The organism is Listeria cornellensis FSL F6-0969, assembly GCF_000525855.1.
Lineage (GTDB): Bacteria > Bacillota > Bacilli > Lactobacillales > Listeriaceae > Listeria_A > Listeria_A cornellensis.
On sequence record NZ_AODE01000014.1, the window covers coordinates 17,220 to 38,709 of the forward strand.

At 42.7% G+C, this 21,490-nt stretch carries 14 protein-coding genes and 6 pseudogenes; 1 reads left to right on the forward strand and 19 read right to left on the reverse strand.

What is annotated here, in order from left to right; genetic code table 11:
* Positions 1-219: 219 nt before the first annotated feature.
* Together gndA and PCORN_RS06270 are read right to left on the reverse strand one after the other, a co-directional pair.
* Positions 220-1,640, reverse strand: a pseudogene (gene gndA, locus PCORN_RS06265) (NADP-dependent phosphogluconate dehydrogenase).
* A 130-nt stretch (positions 1,641-1,770) separates the two neighbouring features.
* Positions 1,771-2,772: a M20/M25/M40 family metallo-hydrolase gene (locus PCORN_RS06270; RefSeq protein WP_338151763.1), complete on the reverse strand. Its 1,002-nt coding sequence runs from the start codon at positions 2,770-2,772 to the stop codon at positions 1,771-1,773.
* A 212-nt stretch (positions 2,773-2,984) separates the two neighbouring features.
* Between PCORN_RS06270 and prli42 the strand changes: the two genes are divergently transcribed.
* On the forward strand, positions 2,985-3,080 hold the full coding sequence (gene prli42, locus PCORN_RS18260; RefSeq protein ID WP_077913806.1) for a stressosome-associated protein Prli42: 96 nt from the start codon (positions 2,985-2,987) through the stop codon (positions 3,078-3,080).
* A gap of 436 nt (positions 3,081-3,516) precedes the next feature.
* Here the strand turns inward: prli42 and PCORN_RS06275 are convergent, their stop codons facing one another.
* The 17 genes and pseudogenes from PCORN_RS06275 to accC form a co-directional block, all read right to left on the reverse strand.
* Positions 3,517-4,770: a dihydrolipoamide acetyltransferase family protein gene (locus tag PCORN_RS06275; RefSeq protein ID WP_036078585.1), complete on the reverse strand. Its 1,254-nt coding sequence runs from the start codon at positions 4,768-4,770 to the stop codon at positions 3,517-3,519.
* A 14-nt stretch (positions 4,771-4,784) separates the two neighbouring features.
* Entirely contained in the window at positions 4,785-5,768 is a 984-nt protein-coding gene (locus PCORN_RS06280; RefSeq protein ID WP_036078587.1) for an alpha-ketoacid dehydrogenase subunit beta, read from the reverse strand.
* Between the two features lie 57 nt (positions 5,769-5,825).
* The gene (locus PCORN_RS06285; protein ID WP_036078591.1) at positions 5,826-6,812 is read right to left on the reverse strand and encodes a thiamine pyrophosphate-dependent dehydrogenase E1 component subunit alpha; all 987 of its coding nucleotides are present in this window, start codon (positions 6,810-6,812) and stop codon (positions 5,826-5,828) included.
* Positions 6,813-6,834: 22 nt separating this feature from the next.
* Positions 6,835-8,263 (reverse strand): annotated as a pseudogene (gene lpdA / locus PCORN_RS06290) (dihydrolipoyl dehydrogenase).
* A gap of 2 nt (positions 8,264-8,265) precedes the next feature.
* Positions 8,266-9,339, reverse strand: coding sequence for a butyrate kinase (buk, locus tag PCORN_RS06295; RefSeq protein ID WP_036078593.1), 1,074 nt, complete (start codon positions 9,337-9,339; stop codon positions 8,266-8,268).
* 120 nt (positions 9,340-9,459) lie between these two features.
* Positions 9,460-10,290, reverse strand: a complete 831-nt coding sequence (locus PCORN_RS06300; RefSeq protein ID WP_241433097.1) for a phosphate acyltransferase — start codon at positions 10,288-10,290, stop codon at positions 9,460-9,462.
* Positions 10,291-10,483: 193 nt separating this feature from the next.
* The gene (gene recN, locus PCORN_RS06305; RefSeq protein WP_036078598.1) at positions 10,484-12,181 is read right to left on the reverse strand and encodes a DNA repair protein RecN; all 1,698 of its coding nucleotides are present in this window, start codon (positions 12,179-12,181) and stop codon (positions 10,484-10,486) included.
* A gap of 17 nt (positions 12,182-12,198) precedes the next feature.
* Entirely contained in the window at positions 12,199-12,648 is a 450-nt protein-coding gene (gene ahrC, locus PCORN_RS06310; protein ID WP_036078600.1) for a transcriptional regulator AhrC/ArgR, read from the reverse strand.
* Between the two features lie 196 nt (positions 12,649-12,844).
* Positions 12,845-13,651 (reverse strand): annotated as a pseudogene (locus PCORN_RS06315) (TlyA family RNA methyltransferase); the annotation flags it as partial.
* 12 nt (positions 13,652-13,663) lie between these two features.
* Positions 13,664-15,557, reverse strand: a pseudogene (gene dxs / locus PCORN_RS20150) (1-deoxy-D-xylulose-5-phosphate synthase).
* A 196-nt stretch (positions 15,558-15,753) separates the two neighbouring features.
* A pseudogene (locus tag PCORN_RS06325) lies at positions 15,754-16,637 on the reverse strand (polyprenyl synthetase family protein).
* A complete protein-coding gene (xseB, locus tag PCORN_RS06330; protein WP_036078601.1) occupies positions 16,634-16,867 on the reverse strand; it encodes an exodeoxyribonuclease VII small subunit in 234 nt (77 codons plus the stop codon). Before xseB ends, PCORN_RS06325 begins: the two are co-directional and overlap by 4 nt.
* Before the next feature lie 2 nt (positions 16,868-16,869).
* On the reverse strand, positions 16,870-18,210 hold the full coding sequence (gene xseA, locus PCORN_RS06335) for an exodeoxyribonuclease VII large subunit (RefSeq protein ID WP_036078603.1): 1,341 nt from the start codon (positions 18,208-18,210) through the stop codon (positions 16,870-16,872).
* A gap of 85 nt (positions 18,211-18,295) precedes the next feature.
* Positions 18,296-19,162 (reverse strand): bifunctional methylenetetrahydrofolate dehydrogenase/methenyltetrahydrofolate cyclohydrolase FolD, encoded by an 867-nt coding sequence (gene folD, locus PCORN_RS06340; RefSeq protein WP_036078606.1) that lies wholly within the window; start codon positions 19,160-19,162, stop codon positions 18,296-18,298.
* A 124-nt stretch (positions 19,163-19,286) separates the two neighbouring features.
* Positions 19,287-19,679: a transcription antitermination factor NusB gene (gene nusB / locus PCORN_RS06345; RefSeq protein ID WP_036078608.1), complete on the reverse strand. Its 393-nt coding sequence runs from the start codon at positions 19,677-19,679 to the stop codon at positions 19,287-19,289.
* Between the two features lie 42 nt (positions 19,680-19,721).
* Positions 19,722-20,120, reverse strand: coding sequence for an Asp23/Gls24 family envelope stress response protein (locus tag PCORN_RS06350; protein WP_036078610.1), 399 nt, complete (start codon positions 20,118-20,120; stop codon positions 19,722-19,724).
* Positions 20,121-20,132: 12 nt separating this feature from the next.
* Positions 20,133-21,489 (reverse strand): annotated as a pseudogene (accC, locus tag PCORN_RS06355) (acetyl-CoA carboxylase biotin carboxylase subunit).
* Between the last annotated feature and the right edge of the window lies 1 nt (position 21,490).

Below are 21,490 nucleotides of genomic sequence, written 5' to 3' on the forward strand. Positions count from 1 at the left end.
TGAACGCCATTTAAAAAGAATGGTGATTACCTCCAAAATAGAGATAAGTCACCATTCTTTTAATTGCTGCATCTGAAGAGGCGTCGTGTTTGACGCCTCCGGATCCGGCTTCAACGGCCAGACCCTCGAAATTTTCGTGCCCTCCGCAAAAACCAAGTGCGGGTTTTAACTGCGGCCCCTAACAAATTTTTTCGGGTCTAACGGGCCGTTTCAGCACTTCTATTCATCAATCTCCGGCCACTCTGTATGGAATGTCCCAGCTTTATCGACGCGCTCATACGTGTGTGCGCCGAAGTAATCGCGTTGTGCTTGAATTAGGTTCGCAGATAGTACTTCTGAACGGTAGCTATCATAATAACTAATTGCTGCTGTAAATGTTGGTACTGGAATTCCTGCTTTCACAGATTCAGCGACAACTTCACGCAATGCGTCTTGATAGTTATGTGCGATATCCTTGAAATATGGATCTAACAATAAGTTGTTTAAGTTCTTATCGTTATTGTACGCATCTGTGATTTTTTGTAGGAAACGAGCGCGGATAATACAACCAGCGCGGAAAATTTTCGCGATTTCGCCGTATTGTAAATCCCATTCGTATTCGTCTGATGCTGCTTTCATTTGTGCAAAACCTTGTGCATATGACGCGATTTTACTGAAATATAAAGCACGGCGTACGGATTCTATGAAGGCTTTTTTTATCGCCGTTGAAAGAATAATTGCTTGGTCCAGACAAAACAGTGCTTGCGTGCACGCGTTCGTCTTTTAGCGCAGAAATGTAACGTGCGAATACGGATTCTGTAATAAGAGAAAGCGGCACACCTAGGTCTAGCGCGCTTTGACTTGTCCATTTACCTGTTCCTTTTTGGCCAGCTTTATCAAGAATAACATCCACAATGGGTTTACCTGTTTCAGGATCTTTGGTTTTCACGATGTTTTTCGTGATCTGGATTAAGTAACTATCTAGTTCGCCGTCATTCCATTCTGTGAAGACATCAGCAAGCTCATCATTTGTTAAGCCACCGATTTGTTTTAGGATTGTGTAAGCTTCTGCGATTAATTGCATGTCGCCATACTCAATCCCGTTATGCACCATTTTCACATAATGTCCAGCGCCGTCAGGGCCGATGTAGGTCACACAAGGTTCGCCGTCCGCTACAGCCGCAATCTCTTGCAAAATTGGAGCAACTAAATCATAGGCTTTACGTTGACCACCAGGCATGATAGAAGGTCCTTTTAACGCGCCTTCTTCCCCACCAGAAACACCAGTTCCGATAAAATTAAAACCTTCTTCGCTTAGCGTTTTGTTGCGTCGGATTGTATCTTTAAAGAACGTATTTCCGCCATCAATCAAAATATCGCCTTGGCTTAGGAAGGGCTTGACTGCATCAATCATCATATCCGTTGCCGCACCTGCTTGTACCATTAATAGAATACGACGAGGTACTTCGATGGAGTTAACAAACTCCTCTAAGTTATACGTAGGAACCAATTTTTTGTCGCTATGTGCTTCTGCGACTGCTTTCTGTTTTTTCGCTAGAGCGGTTAAAAATCGATACACTGTAACCACGACTTTCAATATTTAAGGCCAAGTTGCGACCCATTACGCCCATTCCGATAACGCCAATTTCTTGTTTTGCCATTTTTCACATTCGTCCCTTCTCATTCGAGTCATTCGTTATAATGAATGCTGCCATTTTCTCAACACTAATAACTATATCAAAACTTTGGCGCTACGGCAACGAAACAAACCCGAATTTAGCGAATTTATTGTCAGTTTGCCGTGATTTTTATTATTTCCAGAACGAGCCTGGTGAGTTTTTCGAGTTCTGAAACCGCGATTCGTTCACTTGTCGTGTGCGGATTTTCAAAGCCTGCCGCAAGGACGAGAAACGGAATGCCGCGATCATTGAAAACATTCGCATCCGTGCCACCTTCAAGCTGGAGCGCTTTTTTAGGAATGCGGAGTGCTTGCATAGCATCCGACGCAACTTCGCAGAGACGACTCGTTTCTGGCAGGCTGAAATGATGGTAGCTCATATGCGTCACATCTTGCACATCTGCCTTATATGTAACGCCTGTTTCGATGAATAGTTGCTTAATTTTCTCGACAAGCGGTAAACAATTTTCAAGTGGAAAGTCCGCGGAGAACTCCGAGAGAATCGTCACCTTTTCGTTTCCATTTTCTAAAACTTCGCCACCAAAATGATAGACTTGCCACGCGATCCCTGTATCTAGCGTGAAATTTTTGCGAATTTTCTTCATCGCCTCACGAGCAATCTGAATGGCTGATTTTTCATGGGGGACACCAACTTCAATCCAAAAATCCAATTGCAGATGTGTTTTACTTGTTCGGATCATCCCTCCGACTGCGCCAGGTGCATCTAAGCAATAGCCATACGCAGCGTCAACAAGGTCGAGATCAAATAATTTCGCACCAGTCAGCCCTTCTTCTTCTTTCGTTGTAAAAATAAATTCGACTTGTCCATGCGGCTGATCACTTTTGGCAAGGGTATCTGCAGCAGCAAGCATCGCGGCGACCCCGCTTTTGTCATCGGCACCTAAGATAGCTCGATTGGCTGTTTCGACATAACCATTTGTGACGATGACTTCTGGTAGAACCGGCGATGTGGCGGTATCCAAGTGCGCAGAAAATGCGATGACTGGGATTTGTTCCATAGCTTTATTCGTTGATGAAAATGTTGCGACAAGGCCTGATTGCTGATTACTAATTTTTACAGGGACACTGATTTGTTTAAAAAAAGGTTTGGATATAGGTCATGATTTCTTGCTCTTGACCTGAATTGGACGGAATCGCTACCAACTCTAGAAAAAGGTCTTGTGCGTTATTTTGTGTCATTTTATTCACCTCCATCCTGTTTCTTAAAAAATATTAGCCAATTCCTACTAATTTCACTTGAAATTCTCACATAAAGTAAGTATGATAGAGATATCGAGATTTTATTTGGAAGGAGCCGTCTCATTTTATGTCTAACAAAAAAGTTGCTAAAGTTATCGTTATTTTGATGCTTGTTGCGATTGTAGCCTCTTCTGTTTTAACAGGGGTATTGATGTTCCTGTAATTGGTAATTGAATATGCGTTTTAGAAACCACATGGATTATGTGGTTTTTTTGTTGTATGCGCAGGGTATTCGTTTGATGGATTAATTGCTCGCCTGCCTTCGCTTATATTGGGGTTGTAGAACACCTTGTTCATAACAGCCAGGAAGGATTAACTGTTCGCTTTGCTCTCACTTATATTGGGGCTGTAGAACACTTTGTTCATAACAGCCGGGAAGGACTAACTGTTCGCTTTGCTCTCACTTATATTGGGGCTGTAATTCACTTTGTTCATAACAGCCCCAACAAAAAAGAGCGATAGCGTATTTAAACGTACCACTCAAGACATCTAGGGAGTTTAGGGGTATGGATCTAGATGTATTATTTTATACCCGCTGTATTTTTTGTTAAACATTGGGTATTTCGGATTTGTTTACCCCTAGTATCTCCTATTTATTTTCAGTAGATTGGTGTGTTTTCTTTGGTGATTGTTTCGATATTTTCTTTCACTTTGCTCAGGAAACGACCAGCTACCAGGCCATCTAAGATACGGTGGTCGATGGATAGGCAGAGATTCACCATGTTACGAATGGCAATCATATCGTCAATCACAACTGGACGTTTCACGATAGACTCAACTTGAAGAATCGCTGCTTGTGGGTGATTGATAATTCCCATCGATTGTACAGAACCGAATGAGCCCGTACTGTTAACTGTGAATGTGCCACCTGACATATCGTCTTGTGTCAGTTTTCCAGCGCGTGCTTTTGCCGCTAATTCTGTGATTTCGCGGGCGATGCCTTTAATCGATTTCTCGTCTGCGTGTTTGATAACGGGTACGAAAAGATGATTATCCGTAGCTACGGCGATGGAAATGTTGATATCTGCTCGTTCGATGATTTTATCACCAGCCCATGTGCTATTTAAAACGGGATACTCTTTCAGCGCTTGTGCAACAGCTTTAACGAAAAAGGCGAAATAGGTGAGGGAATAACCTTCTTCGGCTTTAAATTTGTTTTTTAGGGCATCACGATGGCGTACGAGACCTGTTGCATCTGCTTCTACCATCATCCAAGCGTGTGGGATTTCGTGCTTGCTCGATACCATGTGTTTGGCTATCGCTTTTCGAATACCGTCTATTGGGATTTCTCGATCACCGACTTGGCTTGTTGGCATTGGTGCACTTGGCTGTTGTTGTGTCGTTTTTGATTCTTCTACTGGTGGTTTTGGAGCTGCCGGAGCACCGTTTTCGACATACGCAAGAACATCTTTGCGCGTAATACGACCACCACGGCCAGTTCCACTGACATTGCCCAAATCGATACCGTGTTCTGCTGCCAACGTTAAGACTGCTGGTGAGAATCGGCCTGTGGCGGTACTTTGCTTTGCAGGGGCTTTTTTCGGCGTGCTCACAGCAGGTTCTGATTTCGGAGCCACACCTTCTGCTGGCGTTTTTTCGGACTCGGAGCCGCCTCCTGTTTCTATCATACAAATAACGGCGCCAACATCAAGCGTCTCATCTTCTGCTGCAATCAGTTCCTTAATGGTTCCAGTGAAGGAAGAAGGGATTTCGGCGGTTACTTTATCGGTCAATACTTCCGCTAAGGCATCGTATTTATTTACGTGGTCACCAGGCGCGACTAACCACTGACTAATCGTACCTTCTGTTACACTTTCACCAAGTTGCGGCATTGTAATTTTTTCAAGTGCCATTCTTTTTCACTCCTTTAAAATTCCGCTAAATCACGCATCGCTTTTTCTACTTTGTCGGGGTTGATCATGAAATATTTCTCCATAGTCGGCGCAAAAGGCATCGACGGTGTATCCGGCCCAGCTAGCCGCTTGATTGGCGCGTCTAAATCGAACAAGCAGTGCTCCGCGATGGTTGCAGCAACTTCGCCGATAATGCTTCCTTCTTTATTATCCTCCGTGACAAGGAGAACTTTCCCCGTTTTCTTGGCAGCCTCGATAATCGCTTCTTTATCTAATGGATAAATCGTTCTTAAATCTAAAATTTCCGTTTCAATACCATCGCTCGCTAATTTTTCAGCCGCTTGTTGGGCAAAATGAACGGCTAAACCATACGTGATAACCGTCAAATCGTCGCCTTCGCGAACCACATTTGCTTTTCCGATTGGCACGGTATAATCTGTATCCGGTACTTCGCCTTTAATAAGACGGTACGCGCGTTTGTGCTCTAAAAATAGAACAGGATCGTTATCGCGAATCGCAGCTTTTAAAAGGCCTTTCGCATCGTATGGACTCGATGGCATCACGATTTTCAAACCTGGTTGCCCTGAGAAAACTTTCTCGATGGATTGGGAATGGTAAAGAGCTCCATGTACGCCACCACCATAAGGCGCGCGAAAAACAATCGGACAGCTCCAATCATTGTTGGATCGGTAACGAATCCGCGATGCTTCCGAGATAATTTGATTCACGGCAGGCATGATAAAATCAGCAAATTGCATTTCAGCGACTGGACGCATGCCGTACATCGCAGCACCAATTCCAACACCGGCAATCGCAGACTCGGCTAAAGGCGTATCTAGCACGCGATCTTCGCCAAATTGGTCAAAAAGTCCAGCAGTTGCTTTAAAAACGCCGCCCTTTTTCCCAACATCTTCTCCTAAAATAAATACGTTCTCATCGCGCTCCATCTCTTCACGAAGCGCAGCCGTAATGGCATCAATATATGAAATGACAGGCATTTTTATTCCTCCTAATTCGAAAGGGTCTAAACAACAGCCCTAACGTAAATAAATCGTTTATTGTTCTTCGTAAACGTGTAATAGCGCGGATTCTGGTTCGGCATAACTTGCGTTTTCTGCATAGTCTGTCGCTTCGTTGACCAGCGTCATCACTTCTTTTTCGAAGACTTCTTTTTTGGCGTCATCCAGCAAGCCGAGTTCTTCCAATTCTTTCGTATAAACAGCGAGCGGATCGCGTTCTTTCGCTTTGTTTACTTCTTCCAATGTACGGTAACTTCTATCGTCATCGTCTGAGGAATGTGGTGTGAAGCGGTATGTCATTGTTTCAATCAACGTTGGGCCTTCTCCGCGACGGGCGCGATCTGTGGCTTCCTTAAACGCTAAGTAAACTTCTGTCATGTTATTCCCGTCGACGCGAACGCCTGGGATGCCATAACCTAAGCCGCGATCGGATAATTTTTCGGCCGCGTACTGTTTTTCGACTGGGACAGAAATAGCATATTGATTGTTATGAATAACGAAGACAACAGGCAATTTATGCACACTCGCAAAGTTGATACCTTCGTGAAAATCGCCTTGGTTGGATGATCCTTCGCCGGTTGATGTGTAAGCAACGATTGGATCTCTCTTCATTTTAGCGGCTAGTCCAATTCCAGCTGCGTGTGGAAATTGGGTAGTTACCGGTGAGCTTTGCGTTACAATGCGATTGGTTTTTTGACCGAAATGGGCTGGCATTTGACGTCCGCCAGAGTTCGGGTCTTCTGCTTTAGCAAACGCGCTGAGCATAATATCGCGCGCCGTCATGCCGAATGACAGAACGACAGCTAAGTCGCGGTAGTACGGCAAACAATAATCTTTTTCTAAATCAAACGCAAAAGCAGCACCGATTTGAGCAATTTCTTGTCCTTGTCCTGATATCGTGAATGGTATTTTCCCTGAGCGATTGAGTAGCCATAACCGCTCATCGATACGTCGTGTTAATAATAGTTTTTGGTACATTTCTAATAAGGTTTCATCTGATAAACCTGTTTCTCTTAATCCCATTGCCAAATTTCCTCCTTATTTGTTATCCATGAATAGCAAGGCCGTCAACTGCTAGAGCCGCTTCGCCAAATGCTTCTGCGAGTGTTGGATGCGGGTGAATCGTGCTACCAATTTCAAACGGCGTGGCGTCTAACACGTGTGCTAATGCTGCTTCTGAAATCATGTCTGTTACATGTGGTCCAATCATAAAGACACCGAGCAAGTCATTGGTTTTTTTTATCAGCCACCACTTTGATGAAACCGTCTGATTCACCGTAGACAAGCGCTTTACCGATGCCACGGAAGAAGAACTTCCCAGTTTTCACTTCAAAACCTTGTTCTTTCGCCTGTTCTTCGGTGATGCCAACGCTCGCAATTTCTGGTGATGTGTACGTACAACGCGGCACATGGTTGTAGTTAATCGCGGGTTGCGGGTTGCCACTAATATCTTCTGCAGCAATAATGCCTTCTTCCATCGCGACATGTGCTAGTTGCATACCACCGATGCAATCGCCAACCGCATACATATGACTTTCCTTCGTTTGGAAATTGGCCGCGACTTGAATCACGCCTTTATCAACAATAATATCTGTGTTTTCTAAACCGATATTTTCGACATTTGCGCTTCTACCGACCGAAACGAACATTTTTGAAGCTGAAAACGTCTGTTCTTGCCCTTTGACAACTGCTTTTATTTCAACGCCGTCTGCTGTTTTTTTTGTACGTATCCGCTTGAACTTCCGCGCTAGTCACGATATTTATTTTTTTTCTTTTTGTATAGTCGATGTAATTCTTTGGAAATGTCTTTATCTTCTGTTGGTAAAATGCGATCGCTGTACTCGATGACAGTTACTTCTACACCGAAATCGTGTAACATCGAAGCCCATTCCATTCCAATCACGCCGCCGCCAACGATGATGATGGATTCTGGCAGAGTTTCCAATTGCAAAGCGCCATCAGAAGAAAGAACGAATGCTTCATCAAACGGCAAACCCTTTAGTGCGCGTGGCTTAGAACCAGTTGCGATAATTAGGTTTTTCGGGATGAGCATTTCATTTTCGCTACCATCTGCAAATTCAACAGAAATCGTGCCTGCAGTCGGCGAGAAAATCGATGGCCCAAGAATCGTGCCCTTGCCTTCATACAAATCAATCTTACCTTTTTTGAAAAGTTGCTGAATCCCACTTTCCAATTGGTCAACGATACCTTGTTTACGTTCTTGCGCTTTTATAAAACTAAATGTTGGTTCAGGAGTTTCAATGCCAAATTCAGCGGCTTTTTTTCACTGTTTGTAACACTTCTGCCGAACGTAGTAGCGCCTTACTCGGTATACAACCGCGATGTAAGCATGTGCCGCCAAGTCTGTCTTTTTCGACAACAGCGACAGTCAATCCTTTTTGCGAGGCACGAATCGCAGCAACGTAACCACCCGTTCCACCGCCTAATACTACTACATCATACTCTTTTGCCATTTCTATTCCTCCCCTTGGTAAACTTTCGCTTTTTCTATTCCTTGTAAAATTCGCTGTGCCCCTTCGTTAAGCGCGGCCATTTCATCTTCGCCTGGCTCAATCATAATCGGTGCTATCCAATGAATATATTGGCTAATTTCCTTCACAAATGCGGCACTTCTCGCTAAACCGCCTGTCAAAATAATCGCATCCATTTGTCCTTTTAGTACCGCTGCATTGGCGCCAATTTCTTTCGCAACTTGATACGCCATCGCTTCAAAAAGACCTCGCGCTTCTTGATCTCCATCCTGTATTTGCCGCTCGATATCGCGTAAATCATTCGTTCCTTTATAAGAAACGAGACCGCCACGACCGACAATTTCGTTATGTAAAGCTGTCTTTGTGATTTCTCCTGAAAAAGCCCAATCAAGAAAACGACCCATTGGGAGTGATCCAGAGCGTTCTGGACTCATTGGTCCATCACCATCTAGTGCGTTGTTAACATCAATCACGCGTCCCATTCTATGAGCCCCAACAGAAATGCCACCGCCAAGATGCGCGACGATAAAATTAGATTCTGCATACGCTTTGCCAATTTTGTTAGCCACATTTCGAGCCACCGCTTTATGATTCAACGCATGAAAAATACTTTGTCGCTCGATATGTGCATTTCCAGAAACCCGCGCGACAGAGTCTAATTCGTCGACGACAACAGGATCCACAATGTAAGCAGGAATGCCATAGTCATCTGCGATTTTGCGTGCCAGTAAACCACCTAAATTAGAAGCATGCTGTCCCGAAACACCGACTTCTAAATCCCGTTGCATCGTCTCATTCACATCATAGGTGCCACCAGCCATCGGTCGTAATAAGCCACCACGTCCAACAACTGAAGCCAGCTGTGTAAGATCAGTTGTTGCAATCGCCTCTTTTACGAGCTGATAACGGAATTCGAATTGCGCCATGATATTATCAAACGAAGCAATCGTCTCTCTCGGATGCGATATCTCTTCTGTCAAAATAACAACATCGCCTTGAAATAAAGCGACTTTTGTTGACGTTGATCCTGGATTAATTGCCAAAACTAGAAATGCCATGTATTCTTACCTCCATGTGAATCAAAATATCATTCTCTGACCTATTGTAACATGCCTACATCACAAACTTAAAAAGCTTTGCATCCCAACACTTGAAATCGTTTTATTCGAAGTTTTGTATCATTTTCCGATCATTCCAACAGTTAGTATTAATGAGGCAAGTTTGTTATCTGCCGAGTCGCTTCTAGAGGCTATGATGACAGGGACTTTCACACCAGCAATAATACCGCCAACTCTAGCCCCAGCGAAGTAAACGAGGGATTTATATAAAATATTCCCAGCTTCAATCGTAGGAACAATCAAAATATCAGCATCACCAGCAACTTCACTAACAATATTCTTATGCAATGCAGCCGTTTTAGAAATCGCATTATCAAAAGCAAGCGGTCCTTCCACGGTTGCCTCGCTATCAGGGAATGCTTTGAAATACGCTGCGACTTGAGCAGCTTGAACAGAAGAATGCATTTTAGGATTTTCTTTTTCCACCGCGCTCAAAATCGCCACTTTTGGTTTTTTAATTCCGAGTTTGCGTGCTACTTCAATAGCATTGTGGGTAATCTGAATCTGTTCTTCCTCATTTGGCGCTATATTCATCGCCACATCAGAAATAATTAATGGCTTATCATACGCGGGAATTTCAAATACAGAAACGTGCGATAACAAGTCTTTAGCCCGTAATTGGTATTCACGCTTCAGAACTGTCTTTAAAATGAGTCCAGTCGGCAGGTTGCCCTTCATCAGGATATCCGCTTCTTTGTTAACAACAGCTTCTGCCGCTTTTTCAGCAGCTTCTTGCTCCGAACTGGTTGCAATGATACGTATATTTGGTGATTGTAAGGAGATCGATTCCGCCTGACCAAACAACAAAAAGTTCGCAATACCAAGTTCCAACGCTTGCTCTACTACTTCTAAAATAACAGGGTCATCCGCGCCTGCAATGGCAACTGTCACATTTTTGTGTGGTTTTACAGGATTAAATATTGATTTTTTTTGTCATAAAAGGCCTCCTAATTTGCGATTTTCACAGAAAAAAAACCTACATCTCAAATTAGTAGTTGTTTTTATGACCAGGTAATAAAAAACACTTCCTCATCATTGTAAGCAAATTTCTTTTGAGATGCAAGCTATTTAATTCATTTTTAGGTTACGATTGCTTTTTTGCTTTGATTTTCATTGCTTGCGTGAGCATTTCATTGGCGTGTTGTTTCGTCACATCTGTCACTTCAATTCCTGCAATCATGCGACTGATCTCCTCGATTTTTTCATCGCCAGAAAGCGGTGTAACAGAGGTCATCGTACGGTTTTCCGTCGTTGCCTTAGAAATGTAGAAGTGGTGATCTGCCATCGCGGCAACTTGCGGTAAATGAGAAATACAGAGTACTTGCGAACCGATTGCAACAGCGTAAATTTTCTCAGCAATCGCTTGTGCCACGCGTCCACTAACGCCGGTGTCGACCTCATCGAAAATAATCGACGTAATACCTTGATGCCGCGAAAAAATGGTTTTAAGTGCCAACATCATACGCGAAAGTTCCCCACCAGAAGCGACTTTCGAAAGGGCTTTTAGCGGTTCACCTGGGTTGGTACTCATATAAAATGCGACTTTGTCAACACCGTTTTCTGTAAATTCATTGGTTTGTGTAGCGAAATTGACTTGGAAAATCGCTTTTTCCATGTAGAGTTGATTCAGCTCGTTTTTGATTTGTTTTCCGAGTTGTGTTGCTGCTTTTTGGCGAATCGCGGTTAATTCAGTAGCTAGATCACTTAAGCGGTTTTTCGCTTTCTCCAAGTCTTGCTCTAGTTGACCAAGATGGGTTTCGCGATCCGATAGTTCCAGGATTTCCTGATCGATTTCCTCGTTATACTGAATAATCGCCTCAACTGTTTTACCGTATTTCCGCTTCAATTGGCTTAATTCATTTAGCCGTGTTTCAATGGTATCCAGTTCATCCGGTTGGAATTCCAGTTTATCGAGTTCTTGTCGAATTTGCATCGCACTGTCTTCCAATAAATAAAAACTCGATGCCACGGATTCACTGAGCGTCTTGTATTCTGGTAAAATATCGCTTGCCGACGCGACATGACGCATTGCCTCCGAGATGAATTCGAGACCACGTTCTTCCCCTTGAAGCGCCGTATAGGCATTTTGCAAGCTTTCATTGATTTTCTCGAAATTCGCAAGGACGTGTTTTTGCTCGACTAAGCCTTCTTCTTCACCTAGTCGCAAATTTGCACTCGTAATTTCATCTTGTTGAAAGCGAAGCATATCTAGGCGTTGTGCGAGCTCTTGTTCATTTTTCGTCCAGTTGCGCCACTTCTTCTTCATTTCCATATATGCCGCGTATTCCGTCTGATAAGTCGTGAGTGTAGGGCCAATATTTTTCCAAGCAAACCGGTCGAGAAGCTGCAAATGAAACTCATCATTCATCAATTCCTGATGTTCATGTTGGCTATGAATATCAATAAGCCTCGAGCCTATTTCCCGCAAAACAACAGTTGTCGCAAGCTTTCCATTAATTCGGCACGTATTTTTCCCACTTTGAAACAACATACGCTCCAGAACGACCATACCGTCACTTGCATCGATACCATTGTGTTCTAGCGCCTCTAAACAGCCTTTATTCTGCGGATTAATTGTGAATAAGCCCTGTATTTCTAGCTTTTCTTCTCCATGTCTAATAAAATCAACAGAACCTCTGCCACCGACAAGAAGACCGAGCGCATCAATAATAATCGATTTTCCAGCGCCGGTTTCCCCTGTTAGAACAGTCATACCTTCTTGAAAAGATAGATTTAAAGATTCGATGATAGCAAAATTTCTAATCGTTAGTTCTTGTAACAAATCTATTCACCTCAAATTTAGAGCATCTCAATAAAGCGCTCTGCTAATACTTTCGCTTCGGCTTCACTTCTGCAAATAATTAAACACGTATCATCTCCGCACAAAGAGCCAACTTTTTCTTCCCAATTCAAATTATCAATCAAGGCTCCAATGGCATTCGCATTACCAGGCATTACTTTTAGGATAAGCATAAATTGCACAGTTTCCACACTGATAAATGCGTCCACAAGGGATCGTTTCAGCTTTTGGTGTGGATTAAAACGGTTATCGGCCGGCAGACTGTATTTATAATTACCAGTTTGTGTCGGAACTTTTACCAAATGCAATTCTTTAATATCGCGGGAAATCGTGGCTTGGGTGACTTTGACATCTCTTTTTAGCAATAACTCAACAAGATCTTCTTGCGTTTCGATTTCGTTTGACGTTACGAGTTCTCTAATAATAATATGACGATGACCTTTATTCATTATTTCTCACCTCACGAACTTTTTCTCTCTTACATCTTAGCCCAAAACGAGCGTAAAGTCACGGATTTAACTTGAAAAAAAGTTTCTAAACAGTCGTATGCATGTGAAAAAGCTAAAATAAGGGTTGAAAATGCGCCAAAGTGGCTTGAAATATAAAAAGCCGAGCCATCTAAACCAGATAACTCGACATGTATAATTATTCTAATTTCGTATGGGCTTTCGTCACAATTTCCGCGAGGTCCGTCGCAGATAAATGATTTTTGCCCTTGTTATCCCATTTTAGATGGGCAATAAATTCGATGTTTCCTTCACCACCCGTAATCGGAGAAAAATCTACAGCAAGGACAGTATAGCCTTCTGTAATCGCAAAAGTCGTGATTTTCTCGATGACTTCCAGATGAATTTTTGCGTCACGGATAATGCCTTTCTTGCCGACTTGTTCTTTTCCGGCCTCAAATTGTGGCTTTATTAAACACATGACTTCCCCATCACTCACCAAAACCGTTTTTAGAACGGGTAAAATCAATTTTAATGAGATAAAGGAAACGTCAATAGTCGCGAAATCAGCTAATCCTTGCTCAAAATCAGTCGGTGTTACATAACGGAAATTCGTGCGCTCCATAACAGTCACGCGCGGATCATTACGTAGTTTCCACGCTAACTGGTTATAACCAACGTCTAACGCATACGAATGTTTCGCGCCATTTTGTAGGGCGCAATCTGTAAATCCACCTGTCGAGGAGCCAATATCTAGCAACAGCTTGTCGGCCACATCCAAATTAAATACTTGGAGTGCTTTTTCAAGCTTCAGACCGCCGCGACTCACATAAGGCATCACTTTTCCCTTCACCTGAAAAACAGCTTCTACAGGGAATTTCTCGCCAGGTTTATCAACGCGTTCTTCTTTTAAATACACTAAGCCAGCCATCACGGACCGTTTCGCTTTTTCGCGTGTTTCAAATAAGCCTTGTTCTACTAATAATACGTCTACACGTTCTTTTTTTTATCGCCATCTCTACGCCCTTATCTGTTTTTCTGGTAATATTTTTTGAATCGTACTTAAAATGCCAAGCGCTGAAATACCATGCTCTGCCAAAATCATATCGACCGAACCGTGGCTAATGAACGTGTCAGGAAGTCCAATTCGTCTGACAACCGCTTGATCGTAGCCATGCTCCTCAGCAAATTCAAGCACTGCCGTACCAAATCCGCCTTTTAAAAGGGATTCTTCGACAGTTATAATCGGAACGCCACGTTTCATCAAATCATGCAACATCGCCTTGTCTAGCGGCTTAATGAAGCGCGCATTGATAACACCGGCCTGAATACCCTGACGCTTCAATTCCATCGCCGCCTCAACAGCCATCGGAATCGTCGTCCCAAATGTCAAAATAGCCACATCTACAGGCTCACTTAGCGCCTCCCATGATCCAATCGGTACAGCTTTCATCTCGGCGTCAATTTTAACACCGACCCCATTTCCGCGCGGATAACGAATCGCAATTGGTCCAGCATCGTAATCATGTGCCGTTTTCACAAGATGCCGTGCCTCATTTTCATCTTTTGGCATCATAATCGTCATATTTGGAATCCCACGTAAAAACCCAATGTCAAAAATACCCTGATGCGTCTCACCGTCTGCACCAACTAGCCCAGCACGGTCAATCCCGATCATCACGTTCAACTCTTGCCGACAAATATCATGTACCACTTGGTCATACGCTCGCTGTAAAAACGTCGAATAAATAGCTAAAAATGGCTTCATATCAAGCGCCGCAAGCCCAGCTGCCATCGTTGTTGCATGTTGTTCCGCAATCCCAACATCGAAGAAACGATCAGGGAAAGCAGTAGCAAATTTCTCAAGTTTTGAACCAACAGGCATGGCGGGCGTAATCGCAACGACCCGTTCATCATTTTGCGCCAGTTCCAATACCGCATCACTAATAACGGCACTCCACGCAGGAGGCCCACCAACAGGTTTGATAAAGTCACCAGTCTCGATTTTGTAAGGACCAGTTCCGTGCCAGTTTCCAATACGATCGGATTCAGCTGGTTGATAGCCCTTTCCTTTCGTCGTAACAATATGCATCAGAACAGGACCCTTCACCTTCTTAGCAAACTCCATATTTGTAATCAAGTCATTGTAATCGTGCCCATTCACAGGGCCGAGATACGTATAGCCCATTTCTTCAAAAAAAAGTACCCTGAACAAGAAGATATTTAATACTATCTTTAATTCGTTCCGCGGCACCAGCAATCTTATCGCCTGCCGTCGGAATTTTTTTCATCGCAGCCTCGATATCTTTTTTCGCACGTTTAAACTTGCCCGACGTACGTAATTTGCCTAAAACATTATGCATCGCCCCAACGTTCGGCGCAATCGACATGTTATTATCATTTAAAACCACAATCACATTTTTCTTCATATCACCAATATGATTCAGAGCCTCAAGCGCCATACCACCAGTTAAAGCCCCATCACCAATAATCGGCAAAACGTGGTATTTCTGCCCGCGGATATCCCTTGCAATCGCCATTCCTGCTGCTGCTGACAACGAAGTAGAACTATGACCAGTCTCCCAAACATCGTGTTCCGACTCTTTACGCTTAGGAAAACCATCTAAACCATCATGCTGTCTCAATGTATCAAATCTATTTGCTCTACCTGTTAAAATCTTGTGAACGTAGGATTGGTGCCCGACATCCCATAAAAACTTATCTTCAGGGCTATCAAAACAATGGTGAAGTGCTACCGTTAGCTCAACAACACCAAGATTCGGTCCAATATGCCCGCCCGTTTTGGAAGTCGATTGAATCAGGAACTCGCGAATATCCGCACTGAGCGCTTCCATTTGCGCTACGTCCAAGTCTTTCACGAACGCAGGATCCGTAATTTTCAATAAATCCAAACAAAACAACTCACTTTCTAGGATTTCTCCATCAATATCGTTTTGGTACACGCCTTTTCGCGCTACCTTAAATGTTTCCATTGGTCTCATTATAAACCAGTTACACTGATTTTACTATAAAAATGAAAAAAAGCACATCTTAAAAAGGAAGCACTTTCTCTCAATCTTATATTTACAGCTAATAAATTCATTATTATTAAAAATCACGCACAGCAATTAAATCGGTTAAACCTAATAAAAAAAGTGGCATCAATATCCAGTTTCTGCAAGGCTTGCTTCGCTGATTCTGTATGCTCCACTAAAGCCTGTTTCGCCCCATCCAGTGATAATAATGCTGGATACGTACTTTTTTTCAAATCAACATCGGCACCAGTTTTTTTTGCCCATTTTTTCGGAGTCACCTATCACATCCAAAATATCATCACAGATTTGAAAAGCAAGGCCAATGTGATGTGCGAACAACGCTAATGTAGCTTGATCTGCTTCAGATGTCTCTGCAATTATTGCCCCACTTAGTACAGAAGCACTGAGTAGAGCGCCCGTTTTTCGATGGTGGATAGATTCTAGCTCTGAAAGTGATAAGGTTTGGTTTTCCCCAAGAATATCAGCTTGTTGTCCGCCCACCATTCCATTTGCACCTGCACTTTTGGCGAAAAGTTGTACCAAGTTAACTTTTATTGTAGCGGATAGGTCATAATCACTCACAATCATTTCAAAGGCTTTGGTAAGTAGTGCATCTCCCGCCAAAATAGCAGTTGCTTCCCCGTAAACCCTGTGATTCGTTAGCTTTCCACGCCTAAAATCATCATTATCCATCGCAGGTAAATCATCATGAATAAGACTATATGTATGGATCATTTCCATTGCAGCCGCTGTTTGATAGCCCAACTTCGGATCACGACCAAAAGCAATCAATGTTGCTAGAATCAATAATGGCCGAATGCGTTTTCCACCAGCTTCCAACGAGTAAATCATCGACTGCTCTAATTTTTGATCAGAATCCGTCGCAATGATCGCCTTCCTCATGCACCCCTCTACTTCTTGCTTATAGTGTTGCATAAATTGCTCAAATGTCATCATTTCTTACCTTCTTCTGCCTGAAATGGTTCTTCCTCGTCTGATTCAGTAACCACCTTCGCTAATTTATTTTCTGCTGCGGCTAGCTTTTCTTGGCATAATTTCGTTAATTCGATACCTCTCTGATACATCTCCAGTGAATCCTCTAAAGAAACATTTCCTTCTTCTAACATTTGAACGATTCCTTCTAACTCTTTCATTGCCTCTTCATAACTTATTTTTTTTGTAGCCATGATTAGTTGCCCTCCTTTTCTGTGATTTTTGCCCGAATTTTGCCATCTGCCATTGTCACTTTAATTTCATCGCCAACTTCCAGATTCGCGCTTGATGATAGAAGTTCATTTTCCTTATACACTACGCTATAACCACGCTGCAACAACCCAAGTGGACTTAAATGCTCTAAGGCCTCTATTTTTTGCAAGAAATCTCGCCGTTTTGCTGTGACAAGGTGGCTCATTTGCTGTTTCAAATCTTTGCTAACATTCGCTAATAGTTGCTTCTGTTGCGCTATTTCACGGTCTAATCCAGTGTGTGATAAACGAAATGACAGCCGTTCAAATGCATGTTGATTCAGAATAAGATGTTGCTTCAATCCGCGTGTTAAACGTTCGACAAAATAATCCGTACGCTCCTGATACTGCTCTATTTGACGCTTAGGTCCGTGCATGACTAAACGTTCTTGCTGTCTAGACACATGTTGTTTCGAAACATCTACTCGTTGTTTCATCGCTTGAATCAGGCGGAAACGACGCTCGGCTATCCGTTCCAATAAATCTCGATAATCCGGAACGGCCAGCTCAGCAGCGGCTGTTGGCGTTGCTGCCCGTACATCTGCTACATAATCTGTCAATGTCGTATCTGTCTCATGCCCCACTGCAGAAATGATTGGAATATCGGAATCAGCTACAGCACGCACGACAATTTCCTCGTTAAATGCCCATAAATCCTCAATCGAACCACCACCACGGCCAATAATTAAAACATCGATATCATTCCTAAAATTAGCACGCTCAATATTTCGAACAATATTTGGGGCTGCTGTCTCTCCTTGCACAATCGTTGGAAATAACAAAATTTCCGTCGAAGGCATGCGTCGTGTCATCGTCGTAATCATATCACGAATTGCGGCCCCAGTTTTCGATGTGATTATCCCCACTTTCGCAGGAAAAGAAGGAAGCGCTCGTTTGCGATTTTGCGCAAAAAGCCCCTCCTTGTCCAGCTGTTTCTTTAATTGTTCTAATTTGATGTAGAGACTGCCAACTCCATCAGGCTCCATCCACTCCGCATAGAGTTGATAACGCCCGCCTTTACTAAATACACTCACGCGACCAGTCAACATGATTTGCATGCCATCCTCAGGCTTAAACCCGAGTTTAGCGGCCGATTTTTGGAACATGACACAACGAAGCTCAGCACCTTCATCTTTCAGCGTGAAATACATATGTCCACTGACAGGTTGTTTGAAATTCGAAATTTCACCTTTTACATATACATTTTTCAAATATGGATCCACTTCGAATTTCTTTTCAATATATTTAGTTAGCGCCTCAACACTGAGATATTTGTCTTGTTCCATCATCACACAACCTTACAATAAAAATTCTATCAGCATGCCAGTAATCGACATGCTGATTATTATCAAGATGCTATTTTCTAAACACTTATTTCGTTTGTAATTGTGTATCCCAAATGCGTTTTGCTGCTTTTAATGTGTTGGCAAGTAACATTGTAATCGTCATGGGACCAACGCCACCAGGAACAGGTGTAATAAATCCAGCAGTATCTTTGACGTTATCAAAGTCTACATCACCACATAATTTATTATTCTCATCACGATCCATACCTACATCAATGACAACAGCACCAGGCTTGATTGCTTCTTTTTTAATGAATTTAGCCAATCCAGTGGCAACAACCAAAATATCTGCTGTGCGTGCAACGGCTGGTAAATCTTTCGTGCGACTATGCGCGATTGTTACCGTCGCGTTCTCTTGCAATAAGAGCTGCGCTACAGGTTTTCCGACAATATTACTACGTCCGATAACGACGGCTTGTTTACCTTCAATGGAAACACCAGTCGATTTAATCAATTCAATAATCCCCGCTGGCGTACAAGGAATAAATGCTTCCTTACCCACGTAAAGATTACCAACATTGATTGGGTGGAAACCATCGACATCTTTTTCAGGAATAATGGTGTCAATCACTTTGTCCTCGGAAATATGCTTTGGAAGCGGTAGCTGTACTAAAATGCCGTGAATCGTCACGTCATTATTCAAATCTTCCACTGTTTCTAGCAATTTTGCTTCCGAAATGTCTTCTGGTAACTCGATTAATACAGATTTCATACCTGCTTCTTCTGTGCGCTTCTGCTTATTTCTTACATATGTACGGCTCGCCTGATTATCGCCTACAAGCACAACCGCAAGTCCAGGGTGTAAATTTTGTTTCGCGAGTTCAGCTACCTCATTTGTTACGTTCTCTTGAATCTTTTTCGCCAGTTGTTTACCATCAATAATTTGTCCCATCAAAAAAGCCCCCTTAATATTTATCTGAAACCTGATGATTCCGAGGCCCAAAAAGTGCCCCGAAACAGGTAACATTACTCATTTGTCGAAACTTTTGTAAATTAAAATGATACTGCGTAAAAAATTATGTTATATCGTCGTCTTTTGCGACATTGGCTAAAACCCCATTGATAAACTTACTTGACTTCTCGTCGCTGAAAATTTTGGCGATTTCAAGTGATTCGTTAAGGCTTACTCTATCTGGAATATCTTCACAATAAACCATTTCAAATACACTCACTCGCAAAATAGCAAGGTCAACCTTATTTAATCGATCCATACTCCAATTGTCCAAGTTCCCCGCAATCAGCTCGTCAATCGCTGTTTTATTGGCAACAACGCCTTCTACTAATTTATCGACATAGGCATCGCTTTGGTCTTCCATCACGTTGGCTATCGCTTGATCCAAATGCATCTCATTGAGTTCCATCTGAAACAATATTTGAAGAGCCTTTTCTCGTGCTTCTCGTCTTTTCATTAAAAGCTCTACTCCTTATTTTAGTAAGGTTCGCCTTACTTATTAAATTTCTAATTCATCAAATGATATCGTTTCTTGCCGTTCGAACTGAACACCAACAATATGGATATTTACTTCGACAACTTCAAGACCAGTCATATTGAGGATGGTCTCACGAATGCTATCTTGGATGTTCTGTGCTAATAGTGGGATGGTTGCCCCGAATTGAATATAACAATAAACATCAATCACGATACCTGCTTCGGTTAAATCAATTTTAACACCTTTACTATGATTTACTGCGCCACCGAGACGTTCGCGCATCTCATTCGTAAATGAGCCTTGCATACCAGCCACATTTTCGACTTCTGCAGCGGCAAGCCCTGCTATGACACCAATCACTTCTGGTGCGATTTCAATTTTACCGAGTGTTTCCTCGTTTTTATTTTTCGTTAGTGCCATGATTATCTCTCCTCACGATAGATTCATTACATCATACTTTTCAAGGAATTTCGTATTAAAGTCCCCTGAACGGAAAACTTCGTGGTCTAAAACGCGTAGATGGAACGGAATCGTTGTTGGAATTCCTTCAATCGCAAATTCGCCTAATGCGCGTTTCATTGTAGCAATGGCTTCATCACGAGTTTCGCCATAACAAATCACTTTAGCTACCATAGAATCGTAATATGGCGGGATTTTGTAGTTCGGATATGCCGCAGAATCGACACGAACACCATTACCGCCTGGTGGTAGGTAAAATTTGATTTCTCCTGGTGCTGGCATGAAATTCTTTTCTGGGTTTTCTGCGTTAATACGGCATTCAATCGCCCATCCTGTTAATTTCACGTCTTCTTGTTTGATTGTCAAACGTTCACCAGATGCAACGAGGATTTGCTGCTTAACAATATCAATTCCCGTAATCCATTCTGTCACGGGATGTTCTACTTGTACACGCGTATTCATTTCCATGAAGTAGAACGTTTTTTTCGTGTGGCTCGTAAATAAATTCAATAGTTCCAGCGCCAGAATATTTCACGGCTTTCGCAGCTTTCACTGCTGCTTTACCCATCTTTTGGCGCATTTTTTCGTCTAGAGCTGGTGACGGTGCTTCTTCAATGAGCTTTTGAAGGCGTCGTTGAATGGAGCAATCGCGCTCTCCTAGATGAATCGCATTTCCGTAATTATCAGCCATGATCTGAATTTCTACATGGCGGAAATCTTGGATGAATTTCTCAATATATACGCCAGAATCACCAAATGCAGCTTCGGCTTCTTGCTGCGTGATTTGTAAGCCAGAAACGAGTTTTTCTTCATCTTCAGCGACACGGATTCCTTTACCACCACCACCGGCTGTTGCTTTGATAATAACCGGGTAACCGATTTTTTTCGCCAATTTTTTCGCTTCTTCTACATCTTTAATGATACCTGTAGAGCCTGGAACAACTGGAACTCCAGCTTTTTTCATTGTTTCGCGCGCGACATCTTTCGTTCCCATTTGAGAAATAGCGTCAGCGCTCGGACCAATGAAAATAATATTACAATCTTGGCAGAGCTCAGCAAAATCAGCGTTCTCGGCTAAGAAACCATAACCTGGGTGAATCGCGTCACAATTCGTCAATACGGCAACGCTAATAATGTTCGACATGTTGAGATAGCTTTCTTTCGTAGATGCAGGCCCGACACAGTATGCTTCATCTGCCAGTTGGATGTGTAGGCTCTCAGCATCTGCTTCTGAATAAATGGCAACCGTTTCAATATTCATCTCTTTTGCAGCACGGATGATACGAACAGCGATTTCTCCACGGTTCGCTATCAATATTTTTTTTATCATG